Below are 21,690 nucleotides of genomic sequence, written 5' to 3' on the forward strand. Positions count from 1 at the left end.
TCGAATGCAGCGGCAGCGCCGGCCCTGTCGGACCGGCGCTGCCGGGCTTCAGACGAACTCGAGGATGATGTCGTCCACGGCCAGCGAGTCGCCCTTGGTGGCGCTGATCTTGCCAACCACGCCGTCCTGCGTCGCAAACAGGATGTTTTCCATCTTCATGGCTTCGATCACGGCCAGCTTTTCGCCGGCCTGCACTTTCTGGCCCGATTGCACGGCGATGTCGATCAGCAGTCCGGGCATGGGCGACAGCAGGAACTTGGACAGGTCCGGCGGCGCCTTGTAAGGCATCATCTGGTGCAGCTCGGCGCCGCGTGGCGACAACACCAGGGCATCGATCTGCGTGCCGTTGTGGGCGATGCGCAGGGACAGCGGGTTCTTGCCCGTGCCGCGCTCGATCTGCACCGTGAAGGGCTGGCCGTTGACCAGGCCTTCGAGGCGCGCGTCGCGCAGATGGCTGTCGCTGCTGATCTCGTAGATCTTGTCGCCGCCTTCGCCGTGCACCGTGACCTTGCTCGCATGGCGCGCGAGGTCGAAGTCCTCGACGCGCACCGCGGCGTGCTGGTTGCGGCCTTCGGCGCCCAGCGTGACCACGGTGTAATCCACGGCCATCTGCACTTCATGGCCCTGGAGCTGGCCGGTGATGGTCGAAGCGCGCTCGCGGTAGCGGCGGTTCATGTAGGCGGCCAGGGCCACCAGGAACTGCGGATCGCTGTGCGGCACGTCCTCGGCGTGGAAGCCGTCACGGTAGTGCTCGGCGATGAAGCCGGTGTTGAAGTCGCCGGCGATGAACTTGGGGTGGGCCAGCAGCGCTGCCTGGAACGGGATGTTCGAGCTGATGCCGCGGATCACGAAACCGTTGAGCGCTTCGCGCATCTTGGCGATGGCCTCGTTGCGGTCCTTGCCGTGGACGATGAGCTTGGCGATCATCGAGTCATAAAACATCGGGATCTCGCCGCCTTCATAGACGCCGGTGTCCACGCGCACGCCGTACAGGTGCTCGGTGTCGGCCTGCCACATGGTTTGGGCGGGCGGCTGAAAGCGCACCAGGCGACCGGTGGAAGGCAGGAAGCTGCGGAACGGGTCTTCGGCGTTGATCCGGCATTCGATGGCCCAGCCGTCGCGGCGGACTTCGGCCTGCGTGAAGGCCAGCTTCTCGCCGGCCGCCACGCGGATCATCTGCTCGACCAGGTCCAGGCCGGTGATGGCTTCGGTCACCGGGTGCTCGACCTGCAGGCGGGTGTTCATTTCCAGGAAATAGAACGACTGGTCCTTGCCGACGACGAATTCCACCGTGCCCGCGCTCTGGTATTGCACGGCCTTGGCCAGCGCCACGGCCTGGGCGCCCATGGCCTGGCGGGTTTCATCGGAAATGAAGGGCGACGGCGCTTCCTCGATCACCTTCTGGTGGCGGCGCTGGATGGAGCACTCGCGTTCGTTGAGGAAGACCACGTTGCCGTGGCCGTCGCCCAGCACCTGGATTTCGATGTGGCGGGGTTCCTCGACGAATTTTTCGATGAACACGCGGTCATCGCCAAAGCTGTTGCGCGCTTCGTTCTGGCAGCTGGTAAAGCCTTCGAAAGCTTCCTTGTCGTTGAAGGCCACGCGCAAGCCCTTGCCGCCGCCGCCGGCGCTGGCCTTGATCATCACGGGATAGCCGATGCCACGCGCAATTTCCACGGCCTGCTCGGCGCCGGCGATGGCGTCGTTGTAGCCGGGAATGGTGTTGACATTCGCTTCGGCGGCGAGCTTCTTGGACGCGATCTTGTCGCCCATGGCCGCGATGGCGTGGTGCTTGGGGCCGATGAAGATGATGCCTTCTTCTTCGACACGCTTGGCAAAGGCTTCGTTTTCGCTCAGAAAACCATAGCCGGGGTGCACGGCCTGGGCGCCGGTCTGCTTGCAGGCGGCAATGATCTTGTCGGCCAGCAGATAGGACTCACGGCTGGGCGCGGCACCGATGTGCACGGCCTCGTCGGCCAGCTGCACGTGGCGCGCTTCCTTGTCCGCGTCGGAATACACGGCCACGGTGGCGATGCCCATCTTGCGGGCGGTGGCGATCACGCGGCAGGCGATTTCGCCGCGGTTGGCAATCAGAATCTTGGTAAACATGATGGGTTTTCCTGGCGCTATTGTTCTTAGAGCGGAATATTGCCGTGCTTGCGCCACGGGTTCTCGAGCTGCTTGTTCTGCAGCATGGTCAGGCTGCGGCAGATGCGCTTGCGCGTCTCGTGCGGCATGATCACGTCGTCGATGAAGCCGCGTGCGCCGGCGACAAAGGGGTTGGCGAAACGGGCCTTGTACTCGGCTTCGCGCGCGGCGAGCTTTTGCGGGTCGTTCTTGTCTTCGCGGAAGATGATTTCCACCGCGCCCTTGGCGCCCATGACGGCAATCTCGGCCTGCGGCCAGGCCAGATTGACGTCGCCGCGCAGGTGCTTGGAAGCCATCACGTCATACGCGCCGCCATAGGCCTTGCGGGTGATGATGGTGATCTTGGGCACCGTGGCTTCGGCGTAGGCGTAGAGCAGCTTGGCGCCGTGCTTGATGATGCCGCCGTATTCCTGGCTGGTGCCGGGCATGAAGCCGGGCACGTCGACAAAGGTCAGCACGGGAATGCTGAAGGCATCGCAAAAGCGCACGAAGCGCGCGGCCTTGATCGAGCTCTTGATGTCCAGGCAGCCGGCCAGCACCAGGGGCTGGTTGGCGACAATGCCCACGGTCTGGCCGGCCATGCGGGCGAAACCGATGATGATGTTCTTGGCGTAGTCGGGCTGCAGCTCGAAGAAGTCGCCGTCGTCCACCGTCTTGGCGATCAGCTCCTTCATGTCGTAGGGCTTGTTCGGGTTCTCGGGCACCAGGGTGTCGAGCGAACGGTCGGCGCGGTCGGCCGGATCGGTGGTCGCGCGGATCGGGGCCTTTTCGCGGTTGTTCAGCGGCAGGTAGTTGTACAGCCGGCGCAGCATCATCAGCGCTTCGACGTCGTTGTCGAACGCCATGTCGGCCACGCCGCTCTTGGTGGTGTGGGTGATGGCACCGCCCAGTTCCTCGGCCGTGACTTCCTCGTGCGTGACGGTCTTGACCACTTCGGGGCCGGTCACGAACATGTACGAGGAGTCTTTCACCATGAAGATGAAGTCGGTCATGGCAGGCGAGTACACGGCGCCGCCGGCGCAGGGGCCCATGATCATGCTGATCTGCGGCACCACGCCGCTGGCCAGCACGTTCTTCTGGAACACGTCGGCATAGCCGCCCAGGCTGGCCACGCCTTCCTGGATGCGCGCGCCGCCCGAATCGTTGAGGCCGATCACCGGAGCGCCGACCTTCATCGCCTGATCCATCACCTTGCAGATCTTCTCGGCCTGGGTTTCGCTCAGAGCGCCGCCAAACACCGTGAAATCCTGGCTGAAGACAAACACCAGGCGGCCGTTGATCATGCCGTAGCCCGTGACCACGCCGTCGCCCGGGATCTTGTTGTCTTCCATGCCGAAGTCGGTGCAGCGGTGCTCGACAAACATGTCCCATTCTTCGAACGTGCCGTCGTCGAGCAGCAACTCGATGCGCTCGCGCGCCGTCAGCTTGCCTTTCTTGTGCTGCGCGTCGATGCGCTTTTGTCCACCGCCCAGTCGCGCCTGCTGGCGCTTGCTTTCGAGTCGCTCGAGAATGTCTTGCATGATGGTTGTCTCACTTTCTCAGTCATCGCCGCGCCCAGGGGACGCCTGCGGTTCTTAGGATGGGTTGCTGAATGCGCTTGTTGCGGCGCTCAAGGAATGGCGTTGTGCGCCTGTATGGAAAGCAGGTTGCGCGCCGCCGTCGACGCGGGCAGTCGGCCCTGGGCCACCGCCTCTATCGTCTGCGGCAGCATGGCCTGTACCTGTGGATGCTGGCGAAATGCCTGCTTGAGGCCGTAGTCGATGCGCTCCCACATCCAGGACAGGGATTGCTTTTCGCGGCGCGCTGCCAGGCGGCCGTTGGCCGTCTGCATCTGCCGGAACTGGGTCACGGCCTGCCAGAAGGGCTCCAGGCCCTGGCCCAGCAAGGCACTGATCTGCAGCACGCGCGGCTGCCACAGCGCACCCTGGGCCGCGTGGTCGGGGCTGCCATGCATGCCCAGCAGGCGCAGGCTGGAAGTGATTTGTGCTTCGGCCCGTGTGGCCGCGTTCTTGTCGATGTCGGCCTTGTTGATCACCACCAGGTCGGCCAGCTCCATCACCCCTTTCTTGATCGCCTGCAAGTCATCGCCCGCATTGGGCAATTGCAGCAGCACGAACATGTCGGTCATGCCGTTGACGGCGGTCTCGCTCTGGCCCACACCCACGGTCTCGACGATCACCACGTCATAGGCCGCGGCTTCGCAGACCAGCATGGCTTCGCGCGTCTTCTCGGCCACGCCGCCCAGCGTTCCGCTGGACGGGCTGGGCCGGATATAGGCCTGGGGATGGACCGACAAATGCTCCATGCGCGTCTTGTCGCCGAGGATGGAGCCGCCCGACACCGTGGAGGACGGATCGATGGCCAGCACGGCCACCCGGTGGCCCAGGGCGATCAGATAAAGGCCCAGGGTCTCGATGAAGGTGGATTTGCCGACGCCGGGCACGCCACTGATGCCCAGCCGAAACGCCTTGCCGGTGTGCGGCAGCAAACCGGTGAGCAGCGTGTCAGCCTGGGCGCGGTGGTCCGCCCGTGTGGATTCGAGCAAGGTGATGGCCTTGGCCATGGCACGTCGCTGCACGGCAGGGTTGCCGTGCAGAATGCCTTCTTGCAACTCGGAAGGAGTCATTCCCGATGCGCCTCAAATGCCGGTGGCCTGACGGATCTGCTCCAGCACATGCTTGGCGCTGGCGGGAATGGGCGTGCCTGGACCGTAGACACCCTTGACGCCGGCTTCGTAGAGGAAGTCGTAGTCCTGGGCGGGAATCACGCCACCGACAAACACGATGATGTCGTCGGCGCCCTGCTTCTTGAGCTCGGCAATGATGGCCGGTACCAGGGTCTTGTGGCCCGCGGCCAGGGTCGATACGCCCACGGCGTGCACGTCGTTCTCGATCGCCTGGCGCGCGCACTCTTCGGGTGTCTGGAACAGCGGGCCCATATCCACGTCAAAGCCCAGATCGGCAAACGCCGTGGCCACGACCTTGGCGCCGCGGTCGTGCCCGTCCTGGCCCAGCTTGGCGATCATCACGCGTGGGCGGCGGCCCAGCTGATCGGCCATGGTGTTGATTTCGCTCTTGAGCTTGTCCCAGCCTTCGGCCGAGTCGTAGGCAGCGGCGTAGACGCCGGTCACCTTCTGCGTATCGGCGCGGTGGCGGCCGTAGACTTTTTCCAGCGCGTCGCTGACTTCGCCGCCCGTGGCGCGCAAGCGCACGGCCTGGATGGACAGGTCCAGCAGATTGCCTTCGCCGCTTTCGGCCGCAGCCGTGAGCGCGTCCAGGGCCTGCTGCACCTTGGCGGAATCGCGTTCCTTCTTGATCTTGTTGAGGCGTTCGATCTGGCCGTCACGCACCTTGACGTTGTCGATCTCCAGGATGTCGATGGGATCTTCCTTGTCCAGCTTGTACTTGTTGACGCCGACGATCACATCCTTGCCCGAATCGATGCGCGCCTGCTTCTCCGCGGCGGCGGCCTCGATCTTGAGCTTGGCCCAGCCGCTGTCCACGGCCTGGGTCATGCCGCCCATGGCTTCGACTTCCTCGATGATGGCCCAGGCCGCATCGGCCATGTCCTGGGTCAGCTTTTCCATCATGTAGGAACCGGCCCAGGGGTCGATCACGCTGGGGATATGCGTTTCTTCCTGGATGATCAGCTGGGTGTTGCGTGCAATGCGCGAGGAGAACTCGGTGGGCAGGGCAATGGCTTCGTCGAAGCTGTTGGTGTGCAGCGACTGGGTGCCGCCAAACACCGCGGCCATGGCTTCCACGGTGGTGCGCACCACGTTGTTGTAGGGGTCCTGCTCGGTCAGCGACCAGCCCGAAGTCTGGCAGTGGGTGCGCAGCATCAGGCTCTTGGGGCTTTTCGCGCCGAATTCCTTCATGATGCGGCACCACAGCAGGCGGGCCGCGCGCATCTTGGCGATTTCCAGGTAGAAATTCATGCCGATGGCCCAGAAGAAGGACAGGCGGCCGGCGAACGCATCCACGTCCATGCCCTTGGCCGTTGCCGTCTTCACATATTCCTTGCCGTCGGCCAGAGTGAACGCGAGTTCCAGCGCCTGGTTGGCGCCGGCTTCCTGCATGTGGTAGCCGGAAATCGAGATCGAGTTGAACTTGGGCATGTTCGCGCTCGTGTACTCGATGATGTCGCCGATGATGCGCATCGACGGTTTGGGCGGGTAGATATAGGTGTTGCGCACCATGAATTCTTTGAGGATGTCGTTCTGGATCGTGCCCGAGAGCTGATCCTGACGCACGCCCTGCTCTTCGGCCGCGACGACATAGCCGGCCAGCACCGGCAGCACCGCGCCGTTCATGGTCATGGAGACCGACACCTTGTCCAGCGGGATCTGGTCGAACAGGATCTTCATGTCCTCGACCGAGTCGATGGCCACGCCGGCCTTGCCCACGTCGCCGGTCACGCGTGGATGGTCAGAGTCATAGCCGCGGTGCGTGGCCAGATCGAAAGCCACCGACACGCCCTGCCCGCCCGCGGCCAGGGCCTTGCGGTAGAAGGCATTGGATTCTTCGGCGGTGGAGAAACCTGCGTATTGGCGAATCGTCCAGGGGCGCACGGCGTACATCGTGGCCTGGGGGCCGCGCAGATAGGGCTCGAAGCCCGGCAGCGTATTCGTATGGCGCAGATGCTCGGTATCCTGCGCCGTGTACAGGGGCTTGACGGTAATGCCGTCGGGGGTGATCCAGTTCAGGGCCTGGACATCGCCACCAGGGGCGGATTTGGCTGCCGCCTTGGCCCAGGCGTTCAGATCAGCGGAGGCAAATTCAGGTTCAGCGGCATTTGCCGGCGCTTGGCGCATATCTGTTGGCTTGTCCATCGGTGAGACCACGGTAGGTTATGACCGGCAAAGTGTACATGATTCATAATTATGAATTCAAAATTTTCACCGGCTACAATTCACCATTCATGTCAGTGATTACCCTAGCCCCCGCCGCTCTCTACCAGCAGGTTGCCGAGCAATTGCGCCAGCAGATCTTCCAGCACGAGCTGGAGCCTGGCACCTGGATCGACGAACTCAAGATCGCTCAGGAGTTCGGCATCAGCCGTACGCCTTTGCGCGAAGCCCTCAAAGTCCTTGCCGCCGAAGGTCTGGTCACCATGAAAGTGCGCCGTGGCGCCTATGTGACCGAAGTATCGACCAAGGATGTGCGCGATGTCTATCACCTGCTGGCCTTGCTGGAAAGCGATGCAGCGGCCGTGGTGGCGGTCACCGCCAGCGATGCCGAGCTCGCAACGCTGCGCGCCTTGCACATCGAACTGGAGGCACAGGTGGGCGATGCCCAGCAGTTCTTTGCGATCAACGAACGCTTTCACATGCGGCTGCTGGCGCTGGCCAACAACCGCTGGTCGGACCAGGTCGTGGCCGACCTGCGCAAGGTGATGAAGCTCAACCGCCACAAGTCGCTGTTCAAGCAAGGGCGCATCGAAGAGTCGCTAAGCGAACATGCGGCCATCTTGCAGGCCTTGCTGGCCCGGGATGCCGAGCGAGCGCGCCAAACCATGCAGCTGCATTTCGCCAATGGATTGACGGCCACGATTCAGTAGCATTTATTGACATCCACGGGACAACCACCTGTTTCGTCAATGAAATGATCAGTGCTATAAACCCACTGGACGACATGCAGACGGCAGGAATGCCCACAGACAAGTTGGCAAAAATGGGTTATGAGCCTTGGCCGCAAACGCGCAACAAGGCATTGCTCTGTGCCAACCTGGAGGCAAAGGCGACAGCCATTGGGTGGCATTAACAGGGCGATCAGACCCCAGGAAGGCACAAATGCTGGACGGTTTTTTCCTCAGCCAGGCGGGCTCTGCCCAACTGCTGGAGGGACGCAGTGATGCTTGGCTTGTCGTATTGTCCATTCTCATTGCCGTGGTCAGTTCTGGCGTTGCCCTGCGCCTGGCGACCGTTGCCCAGGCCTCCAAGGGGCTGGCCCACCAGATTGCCCTGCTCAGCGGCAGCCTGGTTCTGGGCAGCGGCATCTGGGCCATGCATTTTGTCGGCATGCTGGCCTTTGACCTGTGCCTGACCGTGCGCTACGACCTGGGCCTGACCTTGATCTCCATGGCGCCCAGCTTGCTGGCCTCCTGGATTGCCCTGAAGGTTCTATCCCGCGCCCAAACCAATAGCCAGTCGCTGCTCATCGGCGGCCTGTGGGTCGGCGTGGGCATTGGCGCCATGCACTACAGCGGCATGGCCTCCATGCAGATGGCCCCGCTTCTGCGCTACGACCCCGCCTGGTTTGCCGCCTCGCTGCTGGTGGCGGTGGCCCTGTCCATCCTGGCTCTGTGGACACGCTTTGCGCTGCACGAGAAACTCAGCTGGCCGTACTGGCTGACCAAGCTGGTCTCGGCCCTGTTGATGGGCGCGGCCATTGCCGGCATGCATTACACGGCCATGGCGGCCGCGCGGTTTGTGGGCACACCCGCCATGATCGAAGGCCCGGACACTTCGGGCGTGCGCACCCTGGCCATGACGGTGGCGCTGGCCACCTTCGCCGTCATGGGCGCCATCGCCTTGCTCACCGGCCTGCTGCGCTACCGCGCCCTGTGGCAACGCGTGGAGTCGAATGAACAGCGCCTGCAATCCATGGTCGACATGGCCGTCGACGGCATCATCACCATAGATCACAAGGGCTGCATCCAGGCCTACAACCCTGCGGCCGAAGCCATTTTCGGCTGGACGGCGGCCGAAACGCTGGGCCGCAATGTCAGCATGCTCATGCCCTCTCCTTTGGCTGAGCAGCACGACGGCTATATTGAACGCTACCGCCAATCGGGCGAGGCGCGCATGATGGGCTTGGGCCGCGAAGTGCTGGGCCTGCACAAAAGTGGCCGCCACCTGCCGCTCAAGATGTCCTTGAAGAAGGTGGAGACCCCGGATGCGCTGCTGTTCGTGGGCTTCGTGACCGATTTGAGCGAGCGCAAGAAAACCGAGACCCGTTTGCGCATCGCGGCCAGCGTTTTCGAGCACAGCTATGAAGGCATTCTGGTGCTGGACGCCCATATGCGGACCGTGGATCTGAACCCCGCCTATCTGCGCATGAGCGGCTTGACACTGGCCCATTGCCGAGGCCGTTCCCTGGAAGATCTGTATCCAGCGGACGCCTTCAGCCCGGATTTCGAAGCCGTGCGCCGCGTGGTGGCGAAAAGCACCCATTGGCAAGGCGAAATCGAGGCCCTGGACGCCGCCGGCCTCAAGGTGATTCACCACATGTCGATTTCCGCCGTCCTCGACGACCACCAACGCCCGCAGCACTACATCGTGGTGGTTACCGACGTCACCCTGGAGAAATCCCATGAGCGGGAGCTCGAGCAAATTGCCTTGTACGACGGCCTGACCGGGCTGCCCAATCGCCGCCTGCTCAACGACCGTCTGGCCCAAGGCATCCATAGCGCGAACCGCCAGAAGACCATGCTGGCCGTGGTGTATGTCGATCTGGATGGCTTCAAGCAGGTCAACGACCAGATGGGCCACGCCGATGGCGATTTGCTGCTGTGCGAACTGGGCAACCGGATCCGCGCCGTGCTGCGCGGTGAAGACACCGCCGCCCGTGTCGGTGGCGACGAAATCATTCTGCTGCTGGGCGACTGGAACACTGCGCAGCAAACCGAAGCCATGATTGAGCGTCTGCTGACAGTCATCGGCCAGCCGGTTCAGCTGCCCCATGGCACCGCCTGCGTCACGGCCAGCATAGGCATGAGCATTTTCCCTCTGGATGCCCAAACGCCCGATCAACTGTTGGCGCAGGCCGACCGCGCGATGTACGAAGCCAAGCAGCGCGGGAAAAACCAGTACCGCCGCTATACGCCGCCCGGGCCATCAGACGGCGGCCATGGTCTGGCTTACACCTCCATGGGCGCGCGCCCCCCGCAGAACGACGGCGAATCCACCCTGTCCTCGCCGGCGAACGGGCTGTAGTTCAGCGCCTGGAGAGCTGCGACAATGGCCCGGCCATGTCCTCTTTTGCCAACCCCGATTCCAGTGTCGCCTCCCCTGCCCTCGCCATGCCCAGCGCGAGCGAGCTGTTCGAACACTGGCTTCACGGCCGCAGCACCGACCCCTGGGCGCCGCTGACCGCCGAGGCCGCCAAGCCCTATCGCTTCATCTGGGGCGCCTGGTGCAAATTCCTGCAGGCGCATTTAGACGGCCAAGGCCAGCCCGTGGCGGCAGTGCCCTGGCAGGAAGCCACGCCCGTACAGGTCTTGCACTTCATCAACCACATCCCGCAAACGGCCAAGGGGCGCAAAGTCAGCGACATCACGCGGCGGCGCTATTGGCGGGTGCTGGACCGGGTCTACGACCATGCCTTGTTCCAGGGCTGGCTGGCATCCAACCCGGTGCATGCCGTGGCGGCCGCCGAGCGCCCGCCCAGCGAAGATCCCAAGGGGGCCATCCTGTCGGAAGCCATGTGGCAGGCGGGAATCGCCAGCATTCCAGCCGGCGACGACTTGATAGGCGCGCGTGACCGCGCCGTGCTGATGCTGTTATTCGAGCTGGGCCTGGCGCCCGAAGAGCTGCGGATGCTGCACCTGGACAGCGTGCTCTACAGCGATCCCGCCGAAACCAACGCCGACGCGCGCATTGTGGCCATGCACATCGACGGCCTGCGCGAAAACCAGCAGCGCACACTGGCGATCAGCGACTCCCTGGCCCGCGCCCTGGCGCACTGGCTGAAGGCACGTTCGCACTACCCTTCCATGCAAGGCGAAGCCTCGCTGTTCTGCTCGCGCAAATCGCCCATGCTGTCGAACCACACCCTGCTGCATCTGGTCACCAAGACCTTGGCGCAAGCTGCCCAATCCGCAGGCCTGCCCACCCCGGCACGCCTGGGCCCGCAGATCGTGCGCAACACCGCCATCGTGCGCTGGCTCAATGCCGGCATGGCCCTGCCCGAAGTGGTCGAGCGGGCCGGCTTGAAGAACACCAATGGCTTGCTGCACCTGCGTGATCTGGTGACGACCGAGGCCAGGTCGCTGTTGACGCAGAGCGCACGGCCGTTCTAGCCAACCAAGGACGCGCAGGTCCCGGCCCAGGCCTTGCCAAGGCGCTTTTCCGATCGGCTTCAACCGCTCAAACGAGGCAAGACCAGGGAAAATGGGCCCTGCCGCCCCCTCTTCTGTTGAGCGAAGCTCTGTTATTTCTCTTCATTCAGTGAAAAGCGATGCTGCATGATTCATGTAAGCTGGATTCAATGGGTCATTATCAAGCACCGCATACCGCTTTGGGCACTTGGGCGAAGCTTGAAAGGTCTACTCCGCGCGGTCTCCGTCATGGACAATCCCGCCTGCTCGCCCTGCTTGGTCGCCGCCGTTCTATGGCCTAATCCTCACGCTCCCCTACCCAGATCGCTTCATCCATGCGCCGCGCCATCCCCTCCACCCAAGCCCTGACCTGCTTTGAGGCCTGCGCCCGCCATGAAAGCTATACGCGTGCCGCCCAGGAGCTGGCGCTGACACAGAGTGCCGTCTCCCGCCAGATCATCGCGCTGGAGGAATTCGTCGGCGTGGCCTTGTTTAGACGCACGCGCCACGGCGTGGAGCTGACGCCCGCGGGCACCTCCTATGCCCGAAAGGTTCGCGGCTGGCTGCAAGGCATGGAGCGCGACACGCTGGACATCATGGCCCGCCAGGGAGAAGGCGGCACGCTGAGCCTGGCAGCCGTGCCCACGTTCGCCACACGCTGGCTGCTGCCCCGCCTGCCCCTGCTGGCCAAGGAGCACCCGGGCATCACCGTGCACATCGATACCCGGACCCGCCCTTTTCTCTTCGCCGATACGGGCTTCGACGCTGCGCTGTACGCCGGTACGCCCGAACAGGTGTCCCAATGGCCTGGCATCGCGGCCCAATGGCTGATGGATGAGCAGGTCGTGCCCATGTGCAGCCCGGGGCTGCTGGCCCAGGCCGCCCAGCGGGGCCGGGGGCGCGCCTGGCAGACCGTTGCCCCCGAATCCATCGCGCAATTGCCGCTGCTGCAGCAAAGCACACGGCCTTACGGCTGGCAGCAGTGGTTCCAGGCCGCGGGCGTGGCATCCCCGCGCGCGCTGGACGGGCCGCGCTATGAGCTGTTTTCCATGCTGGCCGTGGCTGCGGCCCATGGCATGGGCGTGGCGCTGATTCCGCCCATGCTGGTCGAAGCCGAGCTCGCTCGCGGCGATCTGGTCGTGGCCTGCTCCGTATCGCTGCGCCGTGAGCGCAGCTATTACCTGATCACGCCCGCCCAGCCCCCTTCGGCCATGCTGCAGGCCTTCTCGGATTGGCTGCAACGCATGGCGGAGTCCTCCGCTCCTTAGCCTCCAGGCCGCCCACGCCTACAGCCGCTGTCTTTCTTGCCCGGCTTGCCCTGCCGTGCCGCACAGGCACAGTGAAAGCCCAAGCGCGGGTCCAGCGCGCAATGCATTGCCAGGACCACCGTCAACAAGCGGCCCGGCAGCGGGCGCAAATCGCGCAAGAAGTGAGCTGCCGCCATTCCCTCACCGTCAACCCAGCAGGAGCCCTATGCGTGTACGTTTTCACTCCACGGCACCGCGCCTTTGCGTGCTCGTCGCCAGCGCCGTCTTCAGTCTGCAAGCCGTCGGCGATGGGCGCATTTCCGCCCGCCTGTCGACCGAGTTCTCGCAATGCAAGCACTTCTTTCCCGCCGGCTTGCCGCCCGTCGTGCCCGAGGCGCCCCAGCTGCGCGAGCTGTGCTACAGCGCTTTTGCCGTCCTGCACAGCGGCCAGACCAAGACCCCGGTGTTTGTCGTGCAGCACCTGAACCGCTCGATGCTCATGCAAGCGAACAACCAGCGACGCAGCAAGCATTTTTTCTCGGATGTCCGGCTGCCCAGCGAGGAGCGTGCCGAACTGGACGATTACCGGCGGTCCGGCTATACGCGGGGCCACATGGCGCCGGCCGGCGACATGAACAGCCCCGATGCCATGGCCCAGAGCTTCAGCCTGGCCAATATGGCGCCCCAGGATGAGCAGCTCAATGGCGGCGCCTGGAACGACATCGAGAAGGACACGCGCAGATACGTGCTGCGCGCACAGGCCGATGTCTATGTTTTCACGGGCCCGGTGTTTGTCGAACCCACGCCCGTCATCGGCCCAGGCGCAGTCCATGTTCCGAAATATTTCTTCAAGCTGGTGTATGACGCCAGCAACGGCCAGAGCTGGGCCCACTGGCAGGCCAACGTGCCCATGCGACGCGTCAGCGCCCCGATCAGCTACGCGGAACTGGTGCAACGCACAGGTATCGAGTTCGTGCCTCGATAGCTTGTGCCTGAAACTACGGGATACTCATAAGCAAATACCAATTTAGTATTTCACAAATGCATGCCTGATGCGTCATCATTCGTACTTTGCATAGTATGAATGCGCATGGACATACGCCAGCTTGAAGCCTTTGTTGCGGTAATGACGATTGGAAGCATCACGGGTGCTGCCAAGCTGCTGGAGCGCTCGCAGCCCGCCATTACGCGGCAGATTCAAGAGCTGGAAGCCCATCTGGGCGGAGCGCTGCTGCACCGCAACGGCCCCAAGGTCTCGCCCACGCAGCTCGGTTATGTGCTCTATGAGGAAGCCGAGCGCATCGTCAACGGCGTGCGCCGCATCCAGCAGCATGCGCAGCGCGCGTCCGAAGTGGCGGCCCCTCCGCTCCTGATCTCCGCGACGCCAGCGCTTTCTCTGGGCGTGGTCACTCCGGCGCTGGCGCAATGCCACGCGGCCCTTGCCGTGAGCAAGATCGAACTGCTGTCCATGCGCCCTGAAAACGTCGTCAGCGACGTGCTCCATGGCATGGCCGACATCGGCGTCTGCAGCCTGCCGCTGGACCACCAGCAAATCACCGTGCACTGGGTCGCCGAAGTGCCTTGCAAGGCCGTCGTGCGTGCCGACCATGCGCTCGCCGCCCTGGACGTGATCCCTCTCCAGGCCCTGGCCCAGGAACGCGTCATCGGCATGCACAATCCGCACCGGCTCAAGCAGCACATCGATGCCGCCCTGCGCGGTGCCGATGCCCCGGGGCTGCAGGCCGGCATTGAAACCAATTCCTCGATCAACGCCCAGGCGCTGGTGCGCGCCGGACTGGGCGTGGCCATTCTGGACCCCATGACCCTGCTGGGCGCGCCCGTGCAGGGCCTGGTCTATCGCGATCTGGATGTACAGATTCCTTTCCACTTCGGCGCCATCAGCGCCCAGGGAAAATCCCCCTCCGCATCGGCCCTGATCCTGCTCGAAGCGCTGCGCCTGACCGCAGCCTCGCTGGACCAGTGCCGTCTGCACGACGCCCAGGCCATGGCCGACGTCTGCGCCCCTTCACTTTCCTTGCCTCAGGCAAGCCCGATTTCCCGTCCTGGACGCAAAGCAACGCCTACCCCATGAACAGTTTGCTCCCCCCCTCCTTTCCTTCGCTGGCCCCGAACGCCGGCCTTGCCGCGCTGCAGGCGCGCTTTCAGCGCGATCTGCAATTGCTGGCCCTGCCGTCCAAGAACTGGACGCCCGCCATCACCCATGAAGGCCAGCCCGTGCTGGACGTCGCGGTGGTCGGTGGCGGCATGGGCGGCCTCGCGCTGACCACGGCGCTGCAGCACCTGGGCATTCGCGCGCAGATTTTCGACCAGAACCCCGAAGGCTATGAAGGCCCCTGGGCCACGACGGCGCGCATGGAGACGCTGCGTTCGCCCAAGGAGCTGACCGGCCCGGCCCTGGGCTTCGCGGCCTTGACCTTCCGTGCCTGGTTTGAAGCCCAGTGGGGCGAAGAGGCCTGGGCCGTGCTCGACAAGATTCCCCGCCTGCAGTGGATGGACTATCTGCGCTGGTACCGCCAGACCACGGGCGTGGTGCTGCACAACGGCCAGCGCGTGGTGGCCGTGCGCCCGCGTGCCGACCAGTTGGCACAGCTGGACCTGGTCGATACGCACAACGCAGACCGCGCCTACAGCGTGCTGGCCCGCCACATCGTGCTGGCCACGGGCCGCGACGGCCTGGGCGGCCCCTGGGTGCCCGAAGTGGCACACCAGTTGCCGCGCGACCGCTGGGCCCATTCGTCCGACCGCTGGGACGACGCGGCCTTCGCGGGCAAGCAGGTGGTGGTCGTGGGCGGTGGCGCCTCGGCCATGGACAGTGCCGCCACGGCGCTGGAAAACGGCGCCGCCGCCGTGCACCTGCTGATCCGCCGCAAGGAACTGCCCACGATCAACAAGGGCAAGGGCGCGGGCAACCCCGGCGCCGCCCACGGCTTTCCGCGCCTGCCCGACGCCTGGAAATGGCAGCTGCGCAACTACATCAACCGCCAGCAGGTGCCGCCGCCGCAAGGCAGCACGCTGCGCGTGTCGCAACACAGCAATGCCTTCTTCCACCTGGGTGCGGGCATCGAGAACGTGCAACTGCGTGCCGACGGCAAGCTGCGCATAGACACCTCCCAAGGCCCCATCGCTGCGGACTTCATCGTGTTTTGCACCGGCTTTCGCCCCGACTGGGAACTGCGCCCCGAATTCGCGCCTTTCGCCCCCCATGTACGCCTGTGGCAGGACCGCTTCACGCCGCCGCCAGGCCAGGAAGACAGCGAGCTGGAGCGCTCACCGGACCTGGGCCAGCTGTTCGAATTCCAGGAGAAGACGCCGGGCAGCTGCCCCGGCCTGGAGCGCATCCACTGCTTCAGCTACCCCGCGGCCCTGTCCCTGGGCACGGTCTCGGGCGACATCCCGCAGATCAGCGACGGCGCACGCCGCCTGTCCCAGGGCCTGGCCGGCGCACTGTACGCCGAAGACATTGCCGTGCACTATGCGGCCATGGAACGCTACAGCGAACCCGAACTCGAAGGCCACGAATGGGTGGATTCGCCCCTGCCTCCCTATGACGAGGTGACAGCATGATCGCCTGGCTGCTGCGCCGTATCGGCCAGGCACTGCTGGTGGTGCTGGCCATGACGGTCATCGTCTTCGCGGGCCTGCATGCCATTGGCAGCCCCATTGACATCCTGATCGGTGAAGACCTGAACCAGCAGGAGCGCCTGGAAGCCATTGCCCACCTGGGCCTGGACCAGCCTCTGCTGCAGCAGTACTTCAGCTTTCTGAAGAACGCGCTGCAAGGCGATCTGGGCACGAGCTTTGTCTACAACGAACCGGCCATCACGCTGATCCTGGACCGCCTGCCCGCCACGCTGGAGCTGGCCGTGGGAGCGCTGGCCATGGCCATCGTGCTGGGTGTGCCGCTGGGTCTGTATGCGGGCATGAAGCCGGACAGCCCCCTGTCCAAGATTCTCATGAGCGGCTCCATCCTGGGCTTCTCCCTGCCGGCGTTCTGGGTGGCCCTGATGCTGATCATGGTGTTCAGCGTGCAGCTGGGCTGGATGCCTTCGAGCGGCCGCGGCGAAACGCGCAGCCTGTTCGGCATAGAGTGGTCGTTCCTGACGCTCGACGGCCTGCACCATCTGATACTGCCGGCCTTCAATCTGGCCTTGTTCAAGATCTCGCTGGTGCTGCGCCTGACGCGCGCCGGCGTGCGCGAAGTCCTGCCCCAGGATTTCGTCAAGTTCGCGCGCGCCAAAGGCCTGTCTGAATCCCGCGTGATGTGCATGCACGTGCTGCGCAACACCTTGATTCCGCTGGTGACCGTGCTGGGCCTGGAGCTGGGCTCGACCATTGCCTACGCCGTGGTGACGGAGTCGATCTTTGCCTGGCCGGGTGCGGGCAAGCTGATTCTGGACAGCATCAATTCGCTGGACCGCCCCGTCGTCGTCGCCTATCTGATGGTGGTTGTCGTGATTTTCGTGACCCTCAACCTGATCGTGGACTTGCTCTACAAACTGCTGGACCCCCGCGTTCGCCTGGAGGCCGCCCAATGAGCCAAGTTCCTGTTGTTTCTCCTGCGGCCCCCACCGACGCCGGCCGCGCCGATGCCGGCCGCGTGCAATCGATCTGGGCCCAGATTGCCCACGACTTCCTGCGCTCCAAGCCGGCCGTCATCGGCCTGGTCGCGCTGCTGGTCGTCGTTCTGATGGCGCTGCTCGCACCGTTCATCACGCCGCAAAACCCCTACGACCTGATGCAGCTGGACGTGCTCGACGCGCGGCTGCCGCCAGGCACGGCCAGCGCGGAGCATGGCTTCACCTACTGGCTGGGCACGGACGGCCAGGGCCGCGATCTGTACTCGGCCATCGTCTACGGACTGCGCATCAGCCTGCTGGTGGGCGTGGGCTCGGCGGCCATCGCCGCCGTGGTCGGCACCGTGATCGGCCTGACGGCTGCCTATGCCGGCGGCAAGGTCGACGCGCTGATCATGCGTGTGGTCGACCTGCTGCTGTCCTTCCCCACCATTCTGATGGCCTTGATGATCCTGGCCTACATGGGCAAGGGCATCGGCAATGTGATCCTGACCCTGGTGCTGGTGGAGTGGGCCTACTACGCCCGCACGGCGCGCGGCCAGGCGCTGGTCGAGACCCGCCGCGAATATGTGGACGCCGCGCGCGGCCAGGGCCTGCCCCAGTGGCGCATTCTGCTGGGCCACATCCTGCCCAACTGCCTGCCGCCGCTGTTGGTGATCGCCGCCTTGCAGGTGGCGCGCGCCATCACGCTGGAAGCCACGCTGTCCTTCCTCGGCCTGGGCGTGCCCATCACCGAGCCTTCGCTGGGCCTGTTGATTTCCAACGGCTACCAATACCTGCTGTCCAACGAATACTGGATCAGTTTCTTCCCCGGTGTCGCCCTGCTGCTGACCATTGTCGCGATCAACCTGGTCGGCGACCAACTGCGCGATGTGCTCAACCCGCGCCTGCAGAAATAAAAATCGCACCATGCCCCACGATTCAGACAACTCCTCGCTGCCGCCCACGGCAGCCTCCGTGCTCGAGGTCAAGGACCTGCACACCCAATTCGATACGCGCGCAGGCGTGCTGCCCGTCGTCAACGGCGTGGGCTTCCGCCTGGAAAAAGGCAAGGTCCTGGGCCTGGTCGGCGAGTCCGGCTCCGGCAAATCCGTGACCGGCTTTTCCATCATGGGCCTGCTGGATGCGCCAGGCCGCATCGTTTCGGGCCAGGTGCTGTTCAACGGCCAGGACCTGGCCCAGCTGGACGCCCGCGCCCTGCGCAACATTCGCGGCAACCGCATCGCCATGATCTTTCAGGATCCCATGGCCACGCTCAACCCCGTGCTGCGCATCGACGTGCAAATGCTGGAAACCATCCATGCCCACCGCAAGATGGGCAAGGCCGAAGCCTTGGAGCACTGCCGCCAGACGCTGGCGCGCATGGGCATTCCCAGCCCGCACGAACGCCTCAAGGCCTATCCCCACCAGCTGTCCGGCGGCATGCGCCAGCGCGTGGCGATTGCCATTGCCCTGCTCAACGGCCCCGAGCTGATCATCGCCGACGAGCCCACGACGGCGCTGGATGTCACCATCCAGGCGCAGATCCTGTCGGAAATGCAGCAACTGGTGCGCGAGACCGGCACGGCCCTGATCTGGATCAGCCACGATTTGTCGGTGGTTGCCGGCCTGGCCGATGACATCGCCGTGATGTACGCGGGCCGCATCGTCGAGCACGGCAGCGTGGACGCGGTGCTGGACACCCCCCAGCACCCCTACACCCAGGGCCTGATCGGCAGCCTGCCCAGCGCCAACCAGCGAAGCCACCGCCTGCAGCAGATCTCGGGCATGGCGCCCAATCTGCTGGACCTGCCGCCCGGCTGCGCCTTCGCGCCGCGCTGCCCGCGCGCCCAGGCCCGCTGCCAGCAGCCGCCTGACATGCAAACCATTGAGCCGCCGCTGAGCCAGGCGGCGACGGCCACGGCACATACCGTGCGCTGCTTCTTCCCCGGAGCGGCGCCGGCCAATGCAGCGACTCCCGAAGCCGCTGCCGACCTTTCCCGGAGCGCCGCATGAACGGCAACGCAAACGACACCACCGCCCCCCTGCTCGACCTGCAGGGCATCACCAAGCGCTTCGGCCAGCGCCCGCCGCCTAAGGCCTTGGGCCAATGGATGCGCAAGCTGGGCCTGCAGAAGCCGCCCGTCGTGACCCATGCCCTTGACGGCGTGGACCTGCAGGTCCGCCCCGGCGAAGTGGTCGGACTGGTGGGCGAATCGGGCTGCGGCAAGTCCACGCTGGGCCGCATTGCCACCGGCCTGCTGCCGCCCACGGACGGCAAGGTCATGGTGATGGGCAAGGACCGCACCCAGCTCAATGCCCAGGAGACACTGCAGGCCCAGTTGGGCATACAGATGATTTTCCAGGACCCGCAGTCCAGCCTGAACCCGCGCCTGCGCGTCAACCGCATTGTCGGTGAAGCCGCGCGCCTGCACGGCCTGGTCGATGCGGAACACGAAGACGATTACGTCTGCCAGCAGCTCGCACGTGCGGGGCTCGACCCACGCCTGCGCTTTCGCTACCCCCACCAGTTCAGCGGCGGCCAGCGCCAGCGCATCGGCATTGCCCGGGCGCTGGCCGTGCAACCCAAGATGCTGGTCTGCGACGAGGCCGTGGCCGCGCTCGACGTGTCCATCCAGGCACAGATTCTCAATCTGTTCATGGACCTGCGTGACGAGCTGGGCCTGGCCTACCTGTTCATCAGCCATGACCTGGGCGTGATCCGCCATCTGTGCGACCGTGTGGCCGTGATGTACCTGGGCCGCATCGTCGAGACGGCGCCGGTGGACGAGCTGTTTGCCAACCCCCAGCACCCCTATACGCAGGCCTTGCTCGCGGAAATTCCGCGCCTGGACCACCGCCGCACCAGCTTTCAGACCATTCGCGGCGAGATCCCCAGCCCCATGGCCCCGCCCAGCGGCTGCCACTTCCACCCGCGCTGCCCGCACGCCATGCCCCGCTGCAGCGTGGAAGTGCCGCGGCTCAAAGGCATTGCCATCCAGCACCAGAGCGCCTGCCACCTCAACGACATGCGTTGAGCACCCAGTCACTCGCCCATTTCTTTCCCCATTCCCACTTCCACTCCCGAGAGAAAGCAACCACCATGCACACTGCTTCCCTTTCCGCCATTGCCATGGCCGCCCTGCTGGCCGTGTCCGGCGCTTCCGCCAAGGATCTGCGCATCGGTTTCGCCGATCCCATCTCTTCGGCCGACCCGCAGCTCAACAACCATGCGGGCGACCGCTCGCTGGCCTTGCATTTCTGGGATTCCCTGGTGAACTCGCGCGACGGCGGCAAGCTCGATCCAGGCCTAGCCGAGAGCTGGAAGACGCTCAACGACAAGACCTGGGAATTCAAGCTGCGCAAGGACATCAAGTGGCAGGACGGCACGCCGTTCACCGCCGATGACATCGTTTTCTCCTTCGAGCGTGCACGCAACGTGCCGGGCTCGGTGGCGTCCTACCGCGGCGCGCTGCGCACCGTGGAGTCGACCACGGCCAAGGATGCCCACACGGTCATCATCAAGACCACCGTGCCCAACCCCATGCTGCCGCTGGAAATTGCCTCGATCTACGTGGTGAGCAAGCATGTGGGCGCGCAGTCCAAGAGCGAGGACTACAACTCCGGCAAGGCCATGGTCGGCAGCGGCCCCTACAAATTCATCTCCTACACGCCCGGCGACCGCAGCGTGATGGAGCGCAGCCCCAGCTACTACGGCCCGGCCCAGCCCTGGGATAAGGTAACCTACCGCTTCATCAACAACGGCGCGGCGCGCACCGCCGCCTTGCTGTCCGGCGATGTCGACGTGATCGACAAGGTCGCCGTGACCGATGTGGCCAAGCTCAAGAAGACGCCTTCGGTGGCCGTCTACGAATACCCCGGACTGCGCGCGCTGCTGATCCAGCCCAGCCTGCGCAAGGGCGGCAGCGAGTTCATCGCCGACAACGCCGGCAAGCCGCTGGCCGAGAACCCGCTGCGCGACCAGCGCGTGCGCGAAGCGCTGAGCATCGCCATCAACCGCAAGGCGATCACCGACCGCATCCTGCAAGGCACGGCCACCGAAGCCAACCAGTGGATGCCCAAAGGCTCGTTCGGCTACAACCCCGACATTCCGGCCACGCCCTACTCCGCCGAAAAGGCCAAGAAGCTGCTGGCCGACGCCGGTTTCCCCGAAGGCTTCCAGCTCACCGTGCACGTGCCCGGCGATCGCTACCCGCAAGCGCCCGAAGCCATGCAGGCCGTGGCCCAGTTCTGGACGCGCATCGGCGTGAAGACCAAGCTGGAAGTCGTGCCATGGTCGGTGTATGCCAGCCGTGCCGGCAAGAACGATTACGCCGTCAGCGTCATCGCCTGGGGCAACGGCACGGGTGAAGCCGGCTACGGTCTGCTGCAGACCCTGGCCACCACCGATGCCAAGGCCGGCCGCGGTGCGAACAACTGGGGCCGCTACAGCAACGAGAACGTGGACAAGGCACTGGACGCCGCGACCATCGAGTTCGACGCCAAGCGCCGCGAAGCCATCTACCGTCATGCAGCCAAGCTGGTGACCGACGACGTGGGCCAGATCCCGCTGTTCCACTACAAGAACATCTGGGCCGCCAAGAAGGGCCTGAAAGTCGTGCCTATCCTCAGCGACCGCACCACAGCGCTGCAGGTCACGCCCATCGCCGGCAAGTAAGGGC

At 64.7% G+C, this 21,690-nt stretch carries 16 protein-coding genes; 12 read left to right on the plus strand and 4 right to left on the minus strand.

The window, feature by feature from the left end; translation table 11 throughout:
- Positions 1 to 48 precede the first annotated feature (48 nt).
- The 4 genes from N0K08_RS14720 to scpA all read right to left on the minus strand — a co-directional run bounded on the left by N0K08_RS14720 (position 49) and on the right by scpA (position 6,961).
- On the minus strand, positions 49 to 2,109 hold the full coding sequence (locus N0K08_RS14720; RefSeq protein ID WP_261501144.1) for an acetyl-CoA carboxylase biotin carboxylase subunit: 2,061 nt from the start codon (positions 2,107 to 2,109) through the stop codon (positions 49 to 51).
- 26 nt (positions 2,110 to 2,135) lie between these two features.
- A complete protein-coding gene (locus N0K08_RS14725; protein WP_261501145.1) occupies positions 2,136 to 3,668 on the minus strand; it encodes an acyl-CoA carboxylase subunit beta in 1,533 nt (510 codons plus the stop codon).
- 89 nt (positions 3,669 to 3,757) lie between these two features.
- Positions 3,758 to 4,774 carry a methylmalonyl Co-A mutase-associated GTPase MeaB gene (meaB, locus tag N0K08_RS14730; RefSeq protein WP_261501146.1) on the minus strand — a complete coding sequence of 339 codons (1,017 nt, stop codon included), beginning with the start codon at positions 4,772 to 4,774 and terminating at the stop codon, positions 3,758 to 3,760.
- Between the two features lie 12 nt (positions 4,775 to 4,786).
- A complete protein-coding gene (gene scpA, locus N0K08_RS14735; RefSeq protein WP_261501147.1) occupies positions 4,787 to 6,961 on the minus strand; it encodes a methylmalonyl-CoA mutase in 2,175 nt (724 codons plus the stop codon).
- Positions 6,962 to 7,068: 107 nt separating this feature from the next.
- Here scpA and N0K08_RS14740 point away from each other — a divergent pair, with 107 nt between their 5' ends.
- The 12 genes from N0K08_RS14740 (at position 7,069) to N0K08_RS14795 (ending at position 21,686) form a co-directional block, all read left to right on the plus strand.
- Positions 7,069 to 7,707, plus strand: coding sequence for a GntR family transcriptional regulator (locus N0K08_RS14740; RefSeq protein WP_261501148.1), 639 nt, complete (start codon positions 7,069 to 7,071; stop codon positions 7,705 to 7,707).
- Positions 7,708 to 8,017: 310 nt separating this feature from the next.
- Positions 8,018 to 10,084: a sensor domain-containing diguanylate cyclase gene (locus N0K08_RS14745; protein ID WP_261501149.1), complete on the plus strand. Its 2,067-nt coding sequence runs from the start codon at positions 8,018 to 8,020 to the stop codon at positions 10,082 to 10,084.
- A gap of 35 nt (positions 10,085 to 10,119) precedes the next feature.
- Positions 10,120 to 11,169 carry a tyrosine-type recombinase/integrase gene (locus tag N0K08_RS14750; RefSeq protein ID WP_261501150.1) on the plus strand — a complete coding sequence of 350 codons (1,050 nt, stop codon included), beginning with the start codon at positions 10,120 to 10,122 and terminating at the stop codon, positions 11,167 to 11,169.
- Positions 11,170 to 11,522: 353 nt separating this feature from the next.
- On the plus strand, positions 11,523 to 12,455 hold the full coding sequence (locus tag N0K08_RS14755) for a LysR family transcriptional regulator (RefSeq protein WP_261501151.1): 933 nt from the start codon (positions 11,523 to 11,525) through the stop codon (positions 12,453 to 12,455).
- Positions 12,456 to 12,660: 205 nt separating this feature from the next.
- Entirely contained in the window at positions 12,661 to 13,419 is a 759-nt protein-coding gene (locus N0K08_RS14760) for a DNA/RNA non-specific endonuclease (RefSeq protein WP_261501152.1), read from the plus strand.
- Between the two features lie 105 nt (positions 13,420 to 13,524).
- A complete protein-coding gene (locus tag N0K08_RS14765; protein ID WP_261501153.1) occupies positions 13,525 to 14,526 on the plus strand; it encodes a LysR family transcriptional regulator in 1,002 nt (333 codons plus the stop codon).
- Positions 14,523 to 16,019: an FAD-dependent oxidoreductase gene (locus tag N0K08_RS14770; RefSeq protein ID WP_261501154.1), complete on the plus strand. Its 1,497-nt coding sequence runs from the start codon at positions 14,523 to 14,525 to the stop codon at positions 16,017 to 16,019. The genes N0K08_RS14765 and N0K08_RS14770 overlap by 4 nt, the downstream gene beginning before the upstream one ends.
- Positions 16,016 to 16,990 (plus strand): ABC transporter permease, encoded by a 975-nt coding sequence (locus N0K08_RS14775; protein WP_261501155.1) that lies wholly within the window; start codon positions 16,016 to 16,018, stop codon positions 16,988 to 16,990. Before N0K08_RS14770 ends, N0K08_RS14775 begins: the two co-directional genes overlap by 4 nt.
- Entirely contained in the window at positions 16,987 to 17,928 is a 942-nt protein-coding gene (locus N0K08_RS14780) for an ABC transporter permease (RefSeq protein ID WP_261501156.1), read from the plus strand. The genes N0K08_RS14775 and N0K08_RS14780 overlap by 4 nt, the downstream gene beginning before the upstream one ends.
- Positions 17,929 to 17,938: 10 nt before the next feature.
- Positions 17,939 to 19,024, plus strand: coding sequence for an ABC transporter ATP-binding protein (locus N0K08_RS14785; protein ID WP_261501157.1), 1,086 nt, complete (start codon positions 17,939 to 17,941; stop codon positions 19,022 to 19,024).
- Entirely contained in the window at positions 19,021 to 20,046 is a 1,026-nt protein-coding gene (locus N0K08_RS14790; RefSeq protein ID WP_261501158.1) for an ABC transporter ATP-binding protein, read from the plus strand. Before N0K08_RS14785 ends, N0K08_RS14790 begins: the two co-directional genes overlap by 4 nt.
- A gap of 65 nt (positions 20,047 to 20,111) precedes the next feature.
- Positions 20,112 to 21,686: an ABC transporter substrate-binding protein gene (locus N0K08_RS14795; protein WP_261501159.1), complete on the plus strand. Its 1,575-nt coding sequence runs from the start codon at positions 20,112 to 20,114 to the stop codon at positions 21,684 to 21,686.
- The last annotated feature ends 4 nt before the right edge of the window (positions 21,687 to 21,690 follow it).

The sequence above is a fragment of the Acidovorax bellezanensis genome, from assembly GCF_025421555.1.
GTDB lineage: Bacteria > Pseudomonadota > Gammaproteobacteria > Burkholderiales > Burkholderiaceae_C > Comamonas > Comamonas bellezanensis.